Origin of the sequence: Paraburkholderia terricola (genome assembly GCF_900142195.1) — a bacterium.
GTDB lineage: Bacteria > Pseudomonadota > Gammaproteobacteria > Burkholderiales > Burkholderiaceae > Paraburkholderia > Paraburkholderia terricola.
This window is the reverse complement of sequence record NZ_FRAB01000004.1, coordinates 41,534-56,913: the sequence shown is the minus strand read 5'-3', so window position 1 is coordinate 56,913 and position 15,380 is coordinate 41,534. Positions and strand designations below refer to the sequence as shown.

The following is a 15,380-nucleotide window of genomic DNA, read 5'->3' as shown; positions in this document are numbered from 1 at the left end:
CAGCTTTCGGCCAACCCAGCGTCCTCATGCACCTGCCCCCCTTCCACGGCCACGCAGGTGCAACAGTCAGCACGATCCAGACGAGTGTTTTTCGCGAATCATCCGCGAGGCACGGGCGTTGTGTTTTTGCGCCCCGCTTCTTCGTTCCTTGCGACGAGGCATACGCCATCGCGGGTTTCGTGAAACGCACTTTTCCAGCAACCGTGGCGGAACGTTCATGCGCATCATGAGTTTCGTCGCAGTCATCGGAGTTTTAACCTTGACCGCTTCCAGCAACGGCTTCTGGCGACACCACAAAGAAGAACAACGCCTCTCTCTGGACGACATCACCGTCGTCGACAAATCACTCCTCAAGCGGGCCGTCGGCGCAATGGCGCTCGGCAACGCGATGGAATGGTTCGATTTCGGCGTGTACAGCTACATCGCCGTCACGCTCGGCAAGGTGTTCTTCCCGTCGTCGAGTCCGTCCGCGCAGTTGATCGCCACCTTCGGCACGTTCGCCGCGGCGTTTCTCGTGCGGCCGGTCGGCGGCATGGTGTTCGGGCCGCTGGGCGACCGCATCGGCCGTCAGCGCGTGCTGGCGATGACCATGATCATGATGGCGCTCGGCACCTTCGCAATCGGCCTGATTCCGAGCTACGCGACGATCGGCATTTTCGCGCCGGTGCTGTTGCTGGTCGCGCGCCTCGTGCAGGGCTTCTCGACCGGCGGCGAGTACGGCGGCGCGGCCACCTTCATCGCCGAATTCTCGACGGACAAGCGGCGCGGCTTCATGGGCAGCTTCCTGGAGTTCGGCACGCTGATCGGCTACGTGCTCGGCGCGGGGACGGTTGCCGTGCTGACCGCGGCACTGTCGAACGAGGCGCTGCTGTCATGGGGCTGGCGCGTGCCGTTCCTGATCGCGGGTCCGCTGGGTCTGGTGGGTCTGTACATCCGGATGAAGCTGGAAGAAACGCCCGCGTTCAAAAAGCAGGCCGAGCAACGCGAAGCCGAGGACAAGTCGCTGCCGAAGCAATCGTTTCGCGAGCTGCTCGCGCAGCAATGGAAGCCGCTTTTGCTGTGCGTGGGCCTCGTGCTGATCTTCAACGTGACCGATTACATGGCGCTGTCGTATCTGCCGAGCTATCTGTCGGCCACGCTGCACTTCAACGAAACGCACGGTCTCTTCCTCGTGCTGCTCGTGATGGTGCTGATGATGCCGATGACGCTCGCCGCCGGCCGTCTGTCCGACGCGATCGGCCGCAAGCCGGTCATGCTGTTCGGTTGCGTGGGGCTGTTCGCGCTGTCGATTCCCGCGCTGCTGTTGATCCGCATGGGCACGGTGCTGCCGGTGTTCGGCGGCCTGATGATTCTCGGCGTGCTGCTGTCATGCTTTACCGGCGTGATGCCGTCGGCGCTGCCGGCGCTGTTCCCGACCAAAATCCGCTACGGCGCGCTCGCGATCGGCTTCAACATTTCCGTATCGCTGTTCGGCGGCACGACGCCGCTGGTCGCCGCGTGGCTGGTCGACAGCACCGGCAATCTGATGATGCCCGCGTACTACCTGATGGGCGCGTCGCTGATCGGCATCGTCTCGGTAATCGCGCTGCGCGAAACGGCGCGCAAGCCCCTCCTCGGCTCGGGCCCGTGCGTGGCCACGCACGCGGAAGCGCATGCGGTGCTGCGCGGCGAGCGTGAAGCCGCGGAGATGGACGAAAGTTATGCAGCGGCGGCGACGGCGCGCGCGTGACGCCGGGTTGCGCGCTAGCGCGGTAGTTGAGAACTGACGTGTCAGAACGGGTCGGCAAGTTTGCCGGCCCGTTTTTTTATGTCAGCAGGGAATCGAATCGCGCCGTCGCGTGCGCGCCATCGACGATCAACATGCCGGCCGAAACCGGCAGCTTGAAGCGCCGTGGGCCGGCGCTGCCGGGATTGACGAACAGCACACCGTCGCGTTCGCTGACCGACGGCTTGTGCGAGTGACCGGTGACCACCACGCCGATGCCCTCGCTGTGCGGATCGGCAAGCACGTCGGCGATGTCGTGCGCGACGAGAATGGTCACTTGCTGGACGGCGAGCCTGGCGTGCGTCGGCAGCGATGCGGCCCACTCGCCGATGTCGTTGTTGCCGCGCACCGCCGTGACCGGCGCGATCTTCACGAGCGCCTCGAGCACTGCCGGATTGCAGATGTCGCCCGCGTGGATGATCGCGTCGCAGCCGGCGAGATAGCGCAGCGCTTCGGGACGCACGAGGTTGTGCGTGTCGGAGATGAGGCCGACGCGGGTGGAGGAAGCGTTTTTTGTGCGGGCAGTCATGACGCAAGTATCAGCGAAACGGGCTCGGTTTGCGCGCAACGGTTTGCGCGAGTTCGTGCTTGCGACCGAACCCCGCAGCGGCTTGGCCAACTAACGCTGGCAAGCCGCGAATTCAGGTTCGGCGGATTCCGCGCCTGCAGTCAACTAGCGGGGGCACAACGGCCCTACGGCTTCAATCCACCGATTGCCGCTCAACAAGCTCACGCGACAAAGCCCCAACCGGCCGCTTGGCAGCAAGCATCCGCTTGCTCGCGCCTTGCACGATCACCGACACCACCGCCGCGCACGCAAAGCTCAGCCATACACCGTCATGCGGCAGCATCGTCGCGGTCACCGCGAAGAACGCCGTGAACGACGCGCGGCCGATCACCATGCCGCGCATGAGCAACGCGACGAAGTCCGCGCCGTGCGCGCGTTGCGCCGATACCGCGAGCACGATCCCGAGCAACGGAAACACCGAGAGCAATCCGCTCCAGGTCGCGCCCATCGACGCGGACAACGTCGTGACCGCGACCGTCAGCAGCGCGCCGGTAAGCATGCGCACGGCGAGATCGCCGAGCCCGCCGCGCGCGGCCGGCACAGGCCCCGACGCACGCGGCAAGCCGCCTTGCGAAACCGCGACGGCCACGCCTGCCGCCGCCACCGCCCACATGAGCCCGCTCGCCAGTTGCGTGAGCAACATCGCCACGCCGACCCACCCCGCCATGCCGACCGTCAGCGCAAGCGGCCACGCAAAACGCCGGCACGTCCACGCATATGTAAAGTTGAACGCTTCCGATGCCGCAATCGCCGCGATCGACGCCGCCGACGCCTGCGCCGCGAATGCCGGGCCGCGTTCGAGCGCGAGCAGCAGGACGATCGGCCCGGCGACGACCGGCAGCCCCGCCAGCCATCCCGCCACCGACGGTCCCCAGACGCGCCCCGCCACGGTCAGCGCGGCAAGAAACGCCGGCACCAGTGCGAGCTTGAGCGCCAGCAACACGCTTACGCTTCCAGCACGTGCTCGATACGCCGGTCGGGCACCAGCCACCACGCCGCGACCAACGTATAGAGCGCCGCCGAGACCCACGGCACGACGAATGCGAGCGCGATGCCCACCAGGTTGATGACCACCGAGACCTTGCCCTTGAAGTCGCTGCCGACCGCCTTGGCAAGCGTCGAGTCCCCGCCATGCTCGCGGATCAGCACGCGCGTGAGAATGAAGTAGGCGATCGCCGACATGCACAGCACGACGCCGTACATCGCGGTCGGCCACGAGGCCAGATGGCTCTCGCCGATCCAATGCGTGACGGCCGGCATCAGCGACAACCAGAACAGCAGATGGAGATTGGCCCACAACACCGCGCCATTGACCCGCTGCACCGCATGGAACATGTGGTGATGATTGTTCCAGTAGATGCCCACGTAGATGAAGCTCAGCACGTATGCGCAGAACACCGGCAGCATGGGGCGCAGCGCGGCGAGATCGTGGCCTTCCGGCACCTTCAGTTCGAGCACCATGATCGTGATGATGATGGCGATCACACCATCGCTGAAGGCTTCGATGCGTCCCTTGCCCATCGGTCGGTTTCCTGATGATGAATGCGGTTGGGCGCATAGCGTCGCCCGCGTCCCGCGGACGGCTCGCGCCGCCGCCGATTATCGGCGATGCCGCGCCGCTTTGTCGATGCGGGTTCGAACCGCTTGCACACATGCGCGCCGACTCTCGACCGACAACGCATATCTACGGCGCAAGCAACAACGCTCAATCCGCGGCGCCGTCCGGGTAATACACCGCAAGCCATACGCTCGGCTCCGTCTCGCTCGTCCATGCGACCCGATGCCGGCAATGCGCTTCGATCAGCACGTGGTCGCCGGGCTTCATCGGGTGCGGCTGCGGTTCGCCCTCGAATTCGAGCGCGGCCGCGCCGCTCAGCAGCACGACCCATTCGGCGCGCGGGCTGTCGTACCAGAAGCCCGGCGGGCTGGCCTGCCCGGTCGATACGATCCGCTCGATGGTCACCCCGCCGCGCTCGACGAGCGCGTCGACTCGTTCGTCCGAGCTTGCCGGCTCACCGTGGTCGAACAGATTGCCGCTGCGGATTGCGCGTTTCATCGCATGGACTCGCTGCTGGTATTGGTCGATGGTGCTCGTCGATCGCACTCGCCGTTCACTTCATCGGCTTCAGTCCGTCGAGCAAGGTCGGCACCAGTTCGCTGATGGTCGGATGAATGTGCATGGCGTACTGCAAGGTCGGATACGGCGCGCCCGCCGTCATGATGTCGATGAACGTGTGAATCGCTTCGTCGCCTTCAATGCCGTGAATCGCCGCGCCGAGAATCCGCTTGCTTTGCGCGTCCACCAGCACCTTCATGAAGCCGTCGGTCTCGCCGCGTTCGCGGGCGCGGCCGACGCGCGACATCGGCAGGGTGGCGATCAACGCGTCGCGGCCCGACTTGCGCACGTCGGCCTCCGAGAGCCCGACGCGCGCGAGCGGCGGATCGACGAACACCGCATACGCCATGATCCGCGTGTCGACGCTGCGCGCGCCGCCGTCGAGCAGATTGGCCGCCACGATCTGATAGTCGTCGTAGGACGTATGCGTGAACGCGCCGCGCCCGTTGGCGTCGCCGATGGCCCACACGCCGGGCACGCTGGTGCGCAACTGGCCGTCGACGGGAATCGTGCCGTGCTTATCCGTCGCGATGCCGGCGGCGGCGAGGCCGAGGTCGTCGGTATTCGGCTCGCGGCCGGTGGCGAACAGCAAATGCGACGCCTCGAGCGCGGGAACGTTCTGCTCGAAGCCGATGCACACCTCGTTCGCGCGATGCGGATGCGGCTCGACCCGTGAAGGCTGCACGCCGAACCGAAACTCGACGCCTTCGCGCGCCAGCACCTTCTGCACGGATTCGGCGAGATCGGCATCCTCGCGCGTGAGCACGCGCTCGCCTCGCACCAGCACCGTCACGCGGCTACCGAAGCGCCGGAAGATCTGCGCGAATTCGAGCGCGATATAGCTCGCGCCGACGATCACCAGATGACTCGGCAATTCCGTCAGCTCAAGCAGACTGGAGTTGGTGTAGTAACGAATCCGCTCGATGCCTTCGAGCGGCGGCACGACCGCGCGCGTGCCGGTGTTGATGAAGATTTCGTCGGCGTTGAGTTCGTGGAGCAGCGCACCGTCCGGCCCGCTGATGGAAAGCGCATGCGCGCCGGTGAAACGCGCGTGGCCGTTGAAGACCGTCACGTTGTGCGCGCCGCGCAGCCATGTCTCGACACCGTCGCGCGATTGTCCGATGATCCGGTCCTTGCGCGCTTTCACCGCCGCCAGATCGACGCCGACCGCCCCGCTCACCTGCACGCCCAGTTCCGCCGCGTGGCGCGCCACGTGCGCCGCGCGGGCACTGGCCACATAGGATTTGGTCGGCGTGCAGCCCACGTTCACGCACGTTCCGCCGAAGGCCGCGCGTTCGATGACCGCGGTTTTGCGGCCGCTTTGACCGAGACGCACGGCGAGCGGCGCGCCGCCTTGTCCCGTGCCGATCACAACTGCGTCGAAGTGCTGTGGCATGGCAACTCTCCAGAGGCTGGGGTGCAGGTCGTAGCATCTTACGCCCAGCGCCTGAAGTCGCGTCACCGCGTTACCGCTTTACCGCGTTTCCGTTTTTGCGCCGCGAACCGGCACGGCGCGATTCTCCTGTCGCCGCGCTCAGGCGTGGCAATGCGCGGCGCAGATCAATTCGCGCGAGCGTTGCAGCGCGGCCCGCGCGCCGCGCGCCGCCATGACCCAGCCGACCTGGCCGAGATTGAAGTCTTGCGACACCATGACTTGCATGAGGGCGACCATCGGCAAGACCACCGATGGCCGGTAAAGCTGGTTTTTGATCAAGGCTGGCATGACGGCTCCCATCGCACGGGACCGCCGTGGCGCCGCGCTCAACTTCCATTTCGATGGGAGGATTCTAGGGAGAACGACGTCGCGGATAAATACCGCGAACGCGAAGGCACTTGTTTGGGAAACTGAACAATCGGCGCTCCGTGCCGGGAAGCGGCTTGCGCCTGCCCAGCGCCTGCCCAACGTGCGCCCGCGCAAGCGGGATAGCGGCGCAGGCCGCCTACGCGCTCATGACACGTTGACCAGCCGCGCTTGCGCGTCGCACAGGCTGCGGGCGTAAGCATTCGCGCCGACCGGCCGGCTATAGAAGTACCCCTGCTGCTTGTCGCACTTGATCGTCCGCAAGAACGCCGCCTGCTCCGCTGTCTCCACGCCTTCCGCCGTCACGTTCATGCCGAGCGAATGCGCCATTGCCACCACCGCCTGGGTAATCGCAATGGAGTCGCGATGATCCGGCAAGCCCGCGACGAACGAACGGTCGATCTTCAGGTTATGCAGCGGAAACCGCTTCAGATACGACAGCGACGAATAGCCGGTGCCGAAGTCGTCGACGGAAATGCGCACGCCCAGCGCGGTCAACGCGTTCAGCATGGGCAGGACCGTATCGGTGTCGCTCATCAAAAGGCGTTCGGTGATTTCCAGTTCCAGCGCCGCCGGTTCGAGCCCGGAGCGCGCGAGGCAGCGCTCGATCCGCGCCACCAGACCGTCGTTGAACTGCCGCGGCGACAGATTCACCGCGACGATCAGATCCGGCGCCAGCGTGCGCCGCCATTGCGCGACCTGCTCGCAGGCGCGCGTCAGCACCCAGTCGCCGATCTCGACGATCAGACCCGAGTCCTCGGCCACCGGAATGAATTCCACCGGCGAGACGTTGCCGAGTTCGCTGTTGTACCAGCGCAGCAGGGCTTCCGCGCCGATCGTGCCGCCGTCATGACTGTCGACGATCGGCTGATACACGAGGCTCAGTTCGTCGGCGGCGAGCGCGCGCCGCAACGACTGCTCGATCATGAAGCGGCGTTGCAGGTGCTGATTCAGCTCCGCGGTGAAGAACTGGAAGTTGTTGCGGCCGCGCTGCTTCGCGTGGTACATCGCCGAATCGGCATTGCGCATCAGCGTGGCCACGTCCTGGCCGTCCTCGGGAAACAGGCTGATGCCGATGGAAGCGCCCAGGTAGTACTCGTTGCCCGCCACCGCGAACGGCACGGCGATCATGTCGAGAATGCGGTGCGCGAAGCCGATTAGCTGGCCGCTATTCTCATAAGCGCTGATCACGATCACGAACTCGTCGCCGCCCACGCGCGCGAGCGTGTCGTCGCGGCCGATACAGGCCGAGAGCCGCTGCGCCACGCTGCACAGCAGCGCGTCGCCGGCTTCGTGGCCCGCCGTATCGTTCACCTTCTTGAAGCCGTCGAGATCGACGAACAGCACGGCCACGCTCGCAAGCTCGCCTGTGCCTGCCGACCCGCCCGGCTCGAACAGATCGCGCATGCGCTCGGTCAGATAGGCGCGGTTATATAGCCCGGTGAGCGGGTCCCGGGTGGCGAGAAACTTGAGCTGCCGTTGCGCCTCGCGCACCGGCCCGATGTCGGTGAAGGAAATCAGCACCGAGCCGGGCTCGCTCTCGCCCGGCTTGACGATCGGCACGATGTTCTCCGTGATCCAGACGACATCGCCGTCGACCAGTTCCACCCCGATTGTGACGCCGAGCATCGGCTTGCCGGTCGCCAGCACCTGCACGGTCGGGCGCTCGGCCTCGCTCACCAGCGAGCCGTCCTCGTGATAGGCGCGCACCATCGCGGTTCGGATACTGCGCCCGACGATCTGCGGACCGGTGCGCAGAATGCGCTGCGCGCTCGGATTGCAGGCCAGCACCAGGCCCGAGCGCGACTGCACGACGATGCCCTCGTTCAGATGATCGACCACCATCCGGTGATGTTCCTCGCTGTGCGCGAGGCGCCGCGCCATCGTGTCGTGATGGACGGCGAGGCCGACGCTGCGGCCGATGTCGCGCAGCACCGCCTCTTCCTCCACACTCGGGCGGCGCGGCGTGCGGTGATAGACCGCGAATGCGCCCAGCACGACGCCGGCGTCGTTCTCGAACGGCACCGACCAGCACGCCCGCAAGCCGAGCGGCAAGGCGAGATGCCGGTAGTTCGCCCACAGCGGATCGGTTTCGATGTCTTCCGCGACCACGAGACGCCGTTCGAACATCGCGGTGCCGCACGAGCCCACTTGCGGGCCGATCTCGACGCCGTCGATCGCCGCGTTGAACTGCGCCGGCAGCGACGGCGCGCCGCCCACTCGCGCGTGCCGGCCGTCCGCGTCCAGCAGAAGGATCGAACAGGACGCACCTCCGCCGAGCAGCGCTTCCGCGCGGCGGCAGACTTCTTCCAGCAATTCCGGCAGCGGCGTGTTGCGGGTGATGAGCCGCAACACGCTGCGCTCGGACGCCAACACCTCCTTGGCCAGATCCGGCCGATGGCAGGCGCCTTCGGGCGTCGCTCCCATCGCGTTCTCTGATGTCGCTTTCCAGCTCATATGTACGCCCCCTAACCGAACATCGGCATTTCAGTGTAGGCGGCGCATCCGGGTTTACGCGAGCCGCGTGCACTTTTAATCCCCGATGCATACGACGAGGGAGGCAGACGGCGGAGCGGGACGCATGAGGCGGCCCGGATGGCTGGCGCGCTTCTGGAGCGCCAGCCGGCCCCGCCGTTGCTGTTATTGCCGGCCGTTCCCGCTGTTGCCGCCGCCGGGCGGCCGGTTCGCGCCGCCCGGCGGCGGACCGCCTTGTGGACGCCCGCCCCCGCCGCCCTGCGCAGCGCCGCGCGACCCGCCGCCCCGGTTGCCCGATGGTTCGGCCTGATGCCGTCCGCCAGCGTGCTCCCTTGGCTGGCCGCTCGGCGGACGCCCACCCGCATTCCCCTGTGACCGATCTCCGGACGGACGCCCGCTCACATGCCCTTGCGGCGAGCCGCCCGGCGGACGCCCGCCCGCATTCCCATGTGGCCGATCTCCGGACGGACGCCCGCCCACGTGCCCCGGTGGCCGATCTCCCGGCGGACGCCCACCTGAATGTCCCGGCGGCGGCCCGCCCGACGGACGCCAGCCCGGTGGCCGTCCGGCGCCCGGTCGAGGCGGCGGCGGCGGCGGCGGATGATGCACCCAGCGCGATTGCTGGCCGTACCACGGCCGGCCGCGATAATAATTGCCCCAGTAGCTGCCGATCGAGAACGTCACGATCGGCAGGCCGATCACCAGGCCGTAATTGATCAGCGGCACATTGCTGCCCTGGTACGGATAACTGAGCCGCGCCGCATACACCCAGCCGCGCAGGTTCGGCGCGGCGACGTCGCACCATTCGTAGTTGCTGAGGCAGCCCATCACGCTCACCGGCACGCCGCCTGGCAACTGCGTCACGATCGGGTAATCCGGCGCGGGGCCGGCGCGCACGTTGACCGGGCCGTTGGTATAGGCCTGCGACTGCGCGTAGACCGCAGCCGGCAGCGCCAGCAAACCGGCCGCCGTGCAGATACATCGAACGAGGTGTTGTTTCATTCTTGCTCCCGTTTTGCGGACGGCGCTCGCGCGGCCCGCTCTGTGTCCCGGTGCTGTTCCCGGTGCTGTTCCCGTTGAGACAGACCCAGGCGCGCCGCCCCCACGGCGCAAGATTTGGTAACCACTCATCCGAAGTCATGCGTTTTTCGGGCCTCTGCATCGAGGCGTCCCGGCCGATCATCCATTGCATGAAACAACCATGCAACGCCGGGACCGCCATGAAAATCTTCCGCCCGCTTCTTATCGCCGCGCTGACGCTCACGCATCCGCACGCCGACGCCACCAGTTTCGACTGCAACAAGGGGCGCTCGCTCACCGAGAAAATGATATGCAACGATCCCGCGCTCTCGAAGCTCGACGACACCTTGGGGCAACTGTACTGGAAAGCGCGGCGCGGAATCGTCGACCGGCGTGCCTTTCGCACCGACAGCGACAGCAAGTGGGCGTGGCGGGAAGCGAATTGCCGCGATGCGGATTGTCTGGGGACGTGGTACTCGACGCGCATCGAGGAACTGCGGCGGCTGCTCGAAAGCATGCGGACGGGAACGCCGGCCGCGCCCGCCGAACCGGGCACCCGGCGCAAACCGCCGATGCCGGCCGCGCAACCGACCGAAACCACGATGCTTCAATGCACGGCGGCGAGTCCTGGGATCGTGGTGAACGAGCCGTGCCCGACCGTGCTCCGGGAGAAGAGCGGCCAGTGGCAGTACAAGCCGCACGGCGGCGACTGGTTTTGCGGCGTGGCGATGCTCTCGCCGATAGAAACGCAAACGCAAACGCGAACGCAGATGCGCGATGGAGCCGCGCAATAAGCCGAGATAGCGTGCTGGTGCTTGCTTGCCCTGCAACCATGCCCGCACGGCAGGCACGGCTAACCCAACCGCGGTTGAAGCCGAAGAGGAACCGCTATCTGCCGTTCCAGAACCGGCGCTGAACCTCCATCACTTCGCCTTCCACCTCGGCCACCGGCCCGATCACTTCGACCCGCTTCTGGCAATGATCGAAGACATACCGGCAATCGACGCTCATGGTCGGATTCTCGACATGATCGCCGGTCGCCTCGAGCAGCCGCTTCTCGGTCATGCCGAACACCACCCGGCCGATGTTGGCCCAATACATCGTTCCGGCGCACATGCAGCACGGCTCGACCGACGTGTACAACGTGCAACTCCACAGGTACGCCGGCGTGAAATTCAACGCCGCCACGCGAGCCAGCACCGACTCGGCGTGATTCACCGTGTCGACATTGCCCTGCTCCATCAACACGGTTTCCTGGTCCGGGCCGATCAGCACCGCGCCGAACGGATGGTGGCCGAGCAACGTCGCCCGCTCGGCCACCCGGCTCGCATGCCGCAGATGCCGCACGATCTGCTCGTGCGTGGGCGGCAAACCCTGCGGCGGATATTCGGCCGCCGTTGCGGCGGCCCCGGTCGAGACGCTCAGGCTCACGGGCGATCTCCGTTGAGGAGGGTTGATCTGGCAGGCCGATCGATTGGTCACTTCGGCAGCGAGCCGTCCACGCCCTGCACGAACCAGTTCAAACGCAGCAGTTCGGCATCGCTCAGCGACTTGCCGGCGGCGACCTTCACCGTGCCCGACTGATCCGCGATCGGCCCGGCGAACGGATTGAACTTGCCGGAGATGATCTCCTCGCGCTTCTGGCTCAACGCTTTTTGCGCGACCGGCGAAACCGCCTCGGTGTTGATGTCCGCGAGGTCGATCGCTTTCTCCTTCAGCCCCCACCACACCGGCGCGTTGTTCCACGTGCCCGCCATCACCTGCTGCACCAGATAGCTGTAGTACACGCCCCAGTTGCTCACGCAGGCACCCAGTTGCGCGTTCGGACCGAACTTCTTCATGTTGGAGTCCCAGCCGAACGCATGCACCTTCTTCTGCTCGGCGGTCTGCATCGTCGCGGTGGAATCGGTGTTCTGGATCAGCACGTCGGCGCCCTGGCCGATCAACGTTTCCGCGGCCTGCTTTTCGAGGCCCGGATCGAACCAGCTATTGATCCAGACCACCTTCACGCGCGCCTTCGGGTTGACCGAGCGTGCGCCCATCGTGAACGCGTTGATGTTGCGCACCACTTCCGGCACCGGCACCGAGCCGACAAAGCCGAGCGTGTTCGATTTGGTCGTATAGCCGGCGACGAGACCGGCGAGATACGCGCTCTGATAGGTGCGCACGTCGTAGGTGGCGAAGTTGGCCGCTTTCTTGTAGCCGGTCGCGTGTTCGAACAGCGTGTCCGGGAAGTCCTTCGCGACCTTCAGCTCGAAGTCCTGGAAGCCGAAGCTCGAGCCCACCACGATCCTGTTGCCCTTGGACGCCAGATCGCGAAACACGCGCTCCGAATCCGCCGACTCCGGCACGTTCTCCACGCGCGTCACCTTGATCTTGTCGCCGAACTTCGCCTCCACTTCCTTCACGCCCTGTTCATGCGCATAGGTCCAGCCGGCATCGCCCGGATTGCCGAGATAGACGAAGGCGATGCCGAGCGGCTGCGCGGTCGCGGCGGCCGCCGTCGCGGCGCTGAGGGCCAAGGTCGCGCCGACGGTCGCGGCAAGAACGGATCGGATGGTTTTGATGCGCAATGAACGATGCAGCACCCGCGCCAGCTTTGTTTTCATGGATTCTCCGAAGATGTTCGAACGTGCCTGCCACCGCGCGCGGGACTTCTCGCGCAAGGCTCCAGCATAGGGGGCCATATTCGAAGGTCAATTTCACCGCCAAAATTTTTATTCGTTATTCCGGCCATAACCGGGCGCGTATGCTGATCGCGGGCAAACACGTTCGATTCCGTCGAACGGGTACATCGGCAAAGTGGTACGGCAAGCGCCCGCCCGAAGCGCACTATCCGTACATCAACCCGTTTCCACTCTTTCGGAGAAATCAAATGACTCGCTTCCAAGGTAAATCGATCCTCGTCACCGGCGGCAGCAGCGGCATCGGCTTCGCGGCCGCCAAGGCCTTCGCCGACGAAGGCGCACGCGTCGTCATCACCGGGCGCGATGCCGATGCGCTCGACACCGCGAAAGCCGCGCTCGGCGCGAACGCCGTGGCCGTGCGCAACGACGCCGGCTCCGTTGCCGCGGCCCGCGAACTGGCCGCCGCGATCGGCGCCGCCGGCATCCGGCTCGACGCGGTGTTCGTGAACGCGGGCACCGCGAAGTTCGCGTCCTTCCCGGATGTCGAGGAAGCCTTCTGGGATGCGATGTTCAACACCAACGTGAAGGGCGCCTATTTCCAGATTCAGGCGCTACTGCCCCTGCTCAATCGTGGCGCCTCGATCGTCATCAACGGCTCGATCAATGCGCATATCGGCATGCCGGGATCGTCGGTGTATGCGGCAAGCAAGGCCGCGGTGATTTCGCTCGCGAAGACGCTGTCGGCGGAATTGCTGCCGCAAGGCGTGCGCGTGAACGTGGTGAGCCCAGGGCCGGTGCAGACGCCGCTTTACGGCAAGCTCGGTCTCGACGCCGCCGCGCTCGAAGCCACCGCCGCGCAGATTCTCAGCCAGGTGCCGGTCGGCCGCTTCGGCACGCCGGAGGAAATCGCCTCGACCGTGCTGCATCTGGCGGCGCCGGAATCGGCGTTCATCGTCGGCACGGAAATCATCGCCGATGGCGGCATGAGTCAGCTTTAAGGCGGCGCACGGCGCCGGTGGCCCGGCAGGGTCGATATGCGATGCCTGCCGGTGGCGGCGCGGCTCAGGCCGCCCGCGCGCTTAGTGAAGCCGTGGCGCCGGGTCGGCCTGATCCTCGTCCGGCGTTTCGCCATCGCCGAACAGTTCGGCGCACAGGCCCGCGCCGAGTTCGCTCAAGCGCGCCGTGCCCGTGCCTTCCTCGTTGAAGGTGGTATCCACCAGTCCCCCATCGACCAGGGCCGTCAACTGTCGCCGCAAGCCGCTCATCGGCACGGCCGCCTGCTTCGACAATCTGGCGAGCGACCATGCGCCGCCGGGCGTTTCCCGGTGCGCGCGCCACAGTTGCGCCAGCACGGCGACCAGCACCGGATCGAGTTCATCGTTTTCGCTTTCTTCCATCGTGTCTCCTCGTTCTCTGCTTTCAAGCCATGCGCGCCACCAGTTCGCCCAGCGTCTTCAATGCCGCCTCGGTCTGCGCCGTCCACGGATAGCTGTAATTGAGCCGGATGAAATGGCGAAAATCGTCGCGCGTCGAAAACATCATGCCCGGCCCGACCGTGATGCCGCGCGCGAGCGCCGCCTGGTAAAGCCGCATCGAATCGACGCGTTCGGGCAACTCCACCCATAGCACGTAGCCGCCTTGCGGCGCCGACATGCGCGTGCCGACCGGGAAAAACCGCCGCACCATCGCCGTCATGATGCTCGCCTGCTGCCGGTAAACCTTGCGCACGTGCCGCAGATGACGGTCGTAGCCGCCCTGCTTCAGATAATCGGCCACCGCGACTTGCGGCACCGAAGGCGTGGTCAGCGTATTGAGAAACTTGAGCTTCTCGACCTGCGCGCGGTAGCGCCCCGGCATCGCCCAGCCGATCCGGTACGACGCGGTCAGGCTCTTCGAAAACGACGCGCAATGCAACACCAGTCCCTTTGTGTCGAAGTTCTTCAGCGTCGAAGGCCGGGCGTCGCCGAAATAGAGTTCCTGATAAACGTCGTTCTCGATGACGGGAATCTCGTGCGCGGCGAGCAGGTCGACCAGTTGCCGCTTGCGCGCGTCCGGCATCTGAAAGCCGAGCGGATTCTGAAAGTTGGGCATCACCATGCAGGCGGCGATCGTCTGCGTCGCGATCACCTGAGCCAGCGCCTCGATGTCGATGCCGTGCGCCGGATGCGTCGCCACCTCGATCGCGCGCATGCCGAGGCGCTCGATGGCGTGCAGCATCGCGTAATAGGTCGGCGATTCGACCGCCACCGTATCGCCGGGTTTGGCGACCGCCTGCAAGCTGAGGTTGATCGCCTCCGTCGCGCCCAGCGTGATGACGATTTCGCCGGGATCGACCGGCACGCCGTTCTCGGCGTAGCGGCGCGCGATCTGCCGGATCAGTTCGGGATTGCCGGGCGGCAGATCGTCGATCAGATTCCAGCTCGCGCTACGCCGGGCGATCGCGTTCGCATACTGATTGATGCGCCGCCACGGGAACAGCGACGGGTCGGGATAAGGCGAGCCGAGCGGCACGGCGTCGTGGGCGCGGATGCTGCGCAGGGTCGATAGCACCAGCCGGCTGACGTCGACCTCGGCGGCCACGGGCGCGGTCTCGGCTGCCGGCTTGCCGCTCAGGCGGGGCTCATCGAGCGCCGCCGCCCTGGCCGCTCTCGCCGCGGCGTCGCGCACGAAGTAGCCGGACTGCGGACGGCTCTCGACCACCCCACGGCTTTCGAGCAACGCATACGCGCGCAGCACGGTCTTGATGCTCACGCCGTGCTGCTGGCTCGCCTGCCGCACCGACAAAATCCGCTCGCCCGCCGCGAACACGCCACGGCGCACGGCTTCGGTCATGTCGTCGGCGAGTTTTTCGTAGAGTTTCAAGGACCTGGCTCAAACGGAAAGCGTGAGTTGAGGCGCCAGTCTATGACAAAACGCAGACAACTGTATCCCTCGGCTTTCCATTTTTCTGTATGCTGCGCTGCCTTTGGAACACAGTAGGCTTGCAGGTATCGGCTTAAAAGCCTCGT

At 65.9% G+C, this 15,380-nt stretch carries 15 protein-coding genes; 3 read left to right on the top strand and 12 right to left on the bottom strand.

The window, feature by feature from the left end; genetic code table 11:
- The first annotated feature begins 226 nt into the window (after positions 1–226).
- Positions 227–1,729 (top strand): glycine betaine/L-proline transporter ProP, encoded by a 1,503-nt coding sequence (gene proP, locus BUE39_RS04855; RefSeq protein WP_235004812.1) that lies wholly within the window; start codon positions 227–229, stop codon positions 1,727–1,729.
- A 76-nt stretch (positions 1,730–1,805) separates the two neighbouring features.
- Here the strand turns inward: proP and BUE39_RS04850 are convergent, their stop codons facing one another.
- The 8 genes from BUE39_RS04850 to BUE39_RS35870 all read right to left on the bottom strand — a co-directional run bounded on the left by BUE39_RS04850 (position 1,806) and on the right by BUE39_RS35870 (position 9,727).
- The gene (locus BUE39_RS04850; RefSeq protein WP_073427521.1) at positions 1,806–2,294 is read right to left on the bottom strand and encodes a metallophosphoesterase family protein; all 489 of its coding nucleotides are present in this window, start codon (positions 2,292–2,294) and stop codon (positions 1,806–1,808) included.
- Between the two features lie 172 nt (positions 2,295–2,466).
- Positions 2,467–3,273, bottom strand: coding sequence for a hypothetical protein (locus tag BUE39_RS04845; protein ID WP_073427697.1), 807 nt, complete (start codon positions 3,271–3,273; stop codon positions 2,467–2,469).
- 5 nt (positions 3,274–3,278) lie between these two features.
- Positions 3,279–3,854 carry a TMEM175 family protein gene (locus tag BUE39_RS04840; RefSeq protein ID WP_073427520.1) on the bottom strand — a complete coding sequence of 192 codons (576 nt, stop codon included), beginning with the start codon at positions 3,852–3,854 and terminating at the stop codon, positions 3,279–3,281.
- Positions 3,855–4,038: 184 nt separating this feature from the next.
- Entirely contained in the window at positions 4,039–4,389 is a 351-nt protein-coding gene (locus BUE39_RS04835; protein WP_073427519.1) for a cupin domain-containing protein, read from the bottom strand.
- 55 nt (positions 4,390–4,444) lie between these two features.
- Complete coding sequence (locus BUE39_RS04830; protein ID WP_073427518.1) at positions 4,445–5,845, bottom strand: FAD-containing oxidoreductase; 1,401 nt, start codon at positions 5,843–5,845, stop codon at positions 4,445–4,447.
- 138 nt (positions 5,846–5,983) lie between these two features.
- Positions 5,984–6,172, bottom strand: coding sequence for a hypothetical protein (locus BUE39_RS04825; protein WP_073427696.1), 189 nt, complete (start codon positions 6,170–6,172; stop codon positions 5,984–5,986).
- Between the two features lie 225 nt (positions 6,173–6,397).
- Positions 6,398–8,707 (bottom strand): putative bifunctional diguanylate cyclase/phosphodiesterase, encoded by a 2,310-nt coding sequence (locus BUE39_RS04820; RefSeq protein WP_073427517.1) that lies wholly within the window; start codon positions 8,705–8,707, stop codon positions 6,398–6,400.
- Positions 8,708–8,890: 183 nt separating this feature from the next.
- On the bottom strand, positions 8,891–9,727 hold the full coding sequence (locus BUE39_RS35870; RefSeq protein ID WP_073427516.1) for an SH3 domain-containing protein: 837 nt from the start codon (positions 9,725–9,727) through the stop codon (positions 8,891–8,893).
- A 218-nt stretch (positions 9,728–9,945) separates the two neighbouring features.
- On the opposite strand from BUE39_RS35870, the gene BUE39_RS04810 reads away from it, so the two are divergent.
- The gene (locus BUE39_RS04810; protein WP_073427695.1) at positions 9,946–10,539 is read left to right on the top strand and encodes a lysozyme inhibitor LprI family protein; all 594 of its coding nucleotides are present in this window, start codon (positions 9,946–9,948) and stop codon (positions 10,537–10,539) included.
- Positions 10,540–10,633: 94 nt separating this feature from the next.
- Here BUE39_RS04810 and BUE39_RS04805 read toward each other — a convergent pair whose 3' ends face one another.
- A complete protein-coding gene (locus tag BUE39_RS04805) occupies positions 10,634–11,176 on the bottom strand; it encodes a nucleoside deaminase (RefSeq protein ID WP_176035718.1) in 543 nt (180 codons plus the stop codon).
- A gap of 47 nt (positions 11,177–11,223) precedes the next feature.
- Positions 11,224–12,354, bottom strand: a complete 1,131-nt coding sequence (locus tag BUE39_RS04800) for a BMP family ABC transporter substrate-binding protein (protein WP_073427693.1) — start codon at positions 12,352–12,354, stop codon at positions 11,224–11,226.
- A 266-nt stretch (positions 12,355–12,620) separates the two neighbouring features.
- Here BUE39_RS04800 and BUE39_RS04795 point away from each other — a divergent pair, with 266 nt between their 5' ends.
- Positions 12,621–13,370, top strand: a complete 750-nt coding sequence (locus BUE39_RS04795; RefSeq protein ID WP_073427515.1) for an SDR family oxidoreductase — start codon at positions 12,621–12,623, stop codon at positions 13,368–13,370.
- Between the two features lie 81 nt (positions 13,371–13,451).
- Here the strand turns inward: BUE39_RS04795 and BUE39_RS04790 are convergent, their stop codons facing one another.
- Together BUE39_RS04790 and BUE39_RS04785 are read right to left on the bottom strand one after the other, a co-directional pair.
- The gene (locus BUE39_RS04790) at positions 13,452–13,769 is read right to left on the bottom strand and encodes a helix-turn-helix transcriptional regulator (protein WP_073427514.1); all 318 of its coding nucleotides are present in this window, start codon (positions 13,767–13,769) and stop codon (positions 13,452–13,454) included.
- Between the two features lie 22 nt (positions 13,770–13,791).
- Positions 13,792–15,234, bottom strand: a complete 1,443-nt coding sequence (locus BUE39_RS04785) for an aminotransferase-like domain-containing protein (protein WP_073427513.1) — start codon at positions 15,232–15,234, stop codon at positions 13,792–13,794.
- Positions 15,235–15,380: the final 146 nt, after the last annotated feature.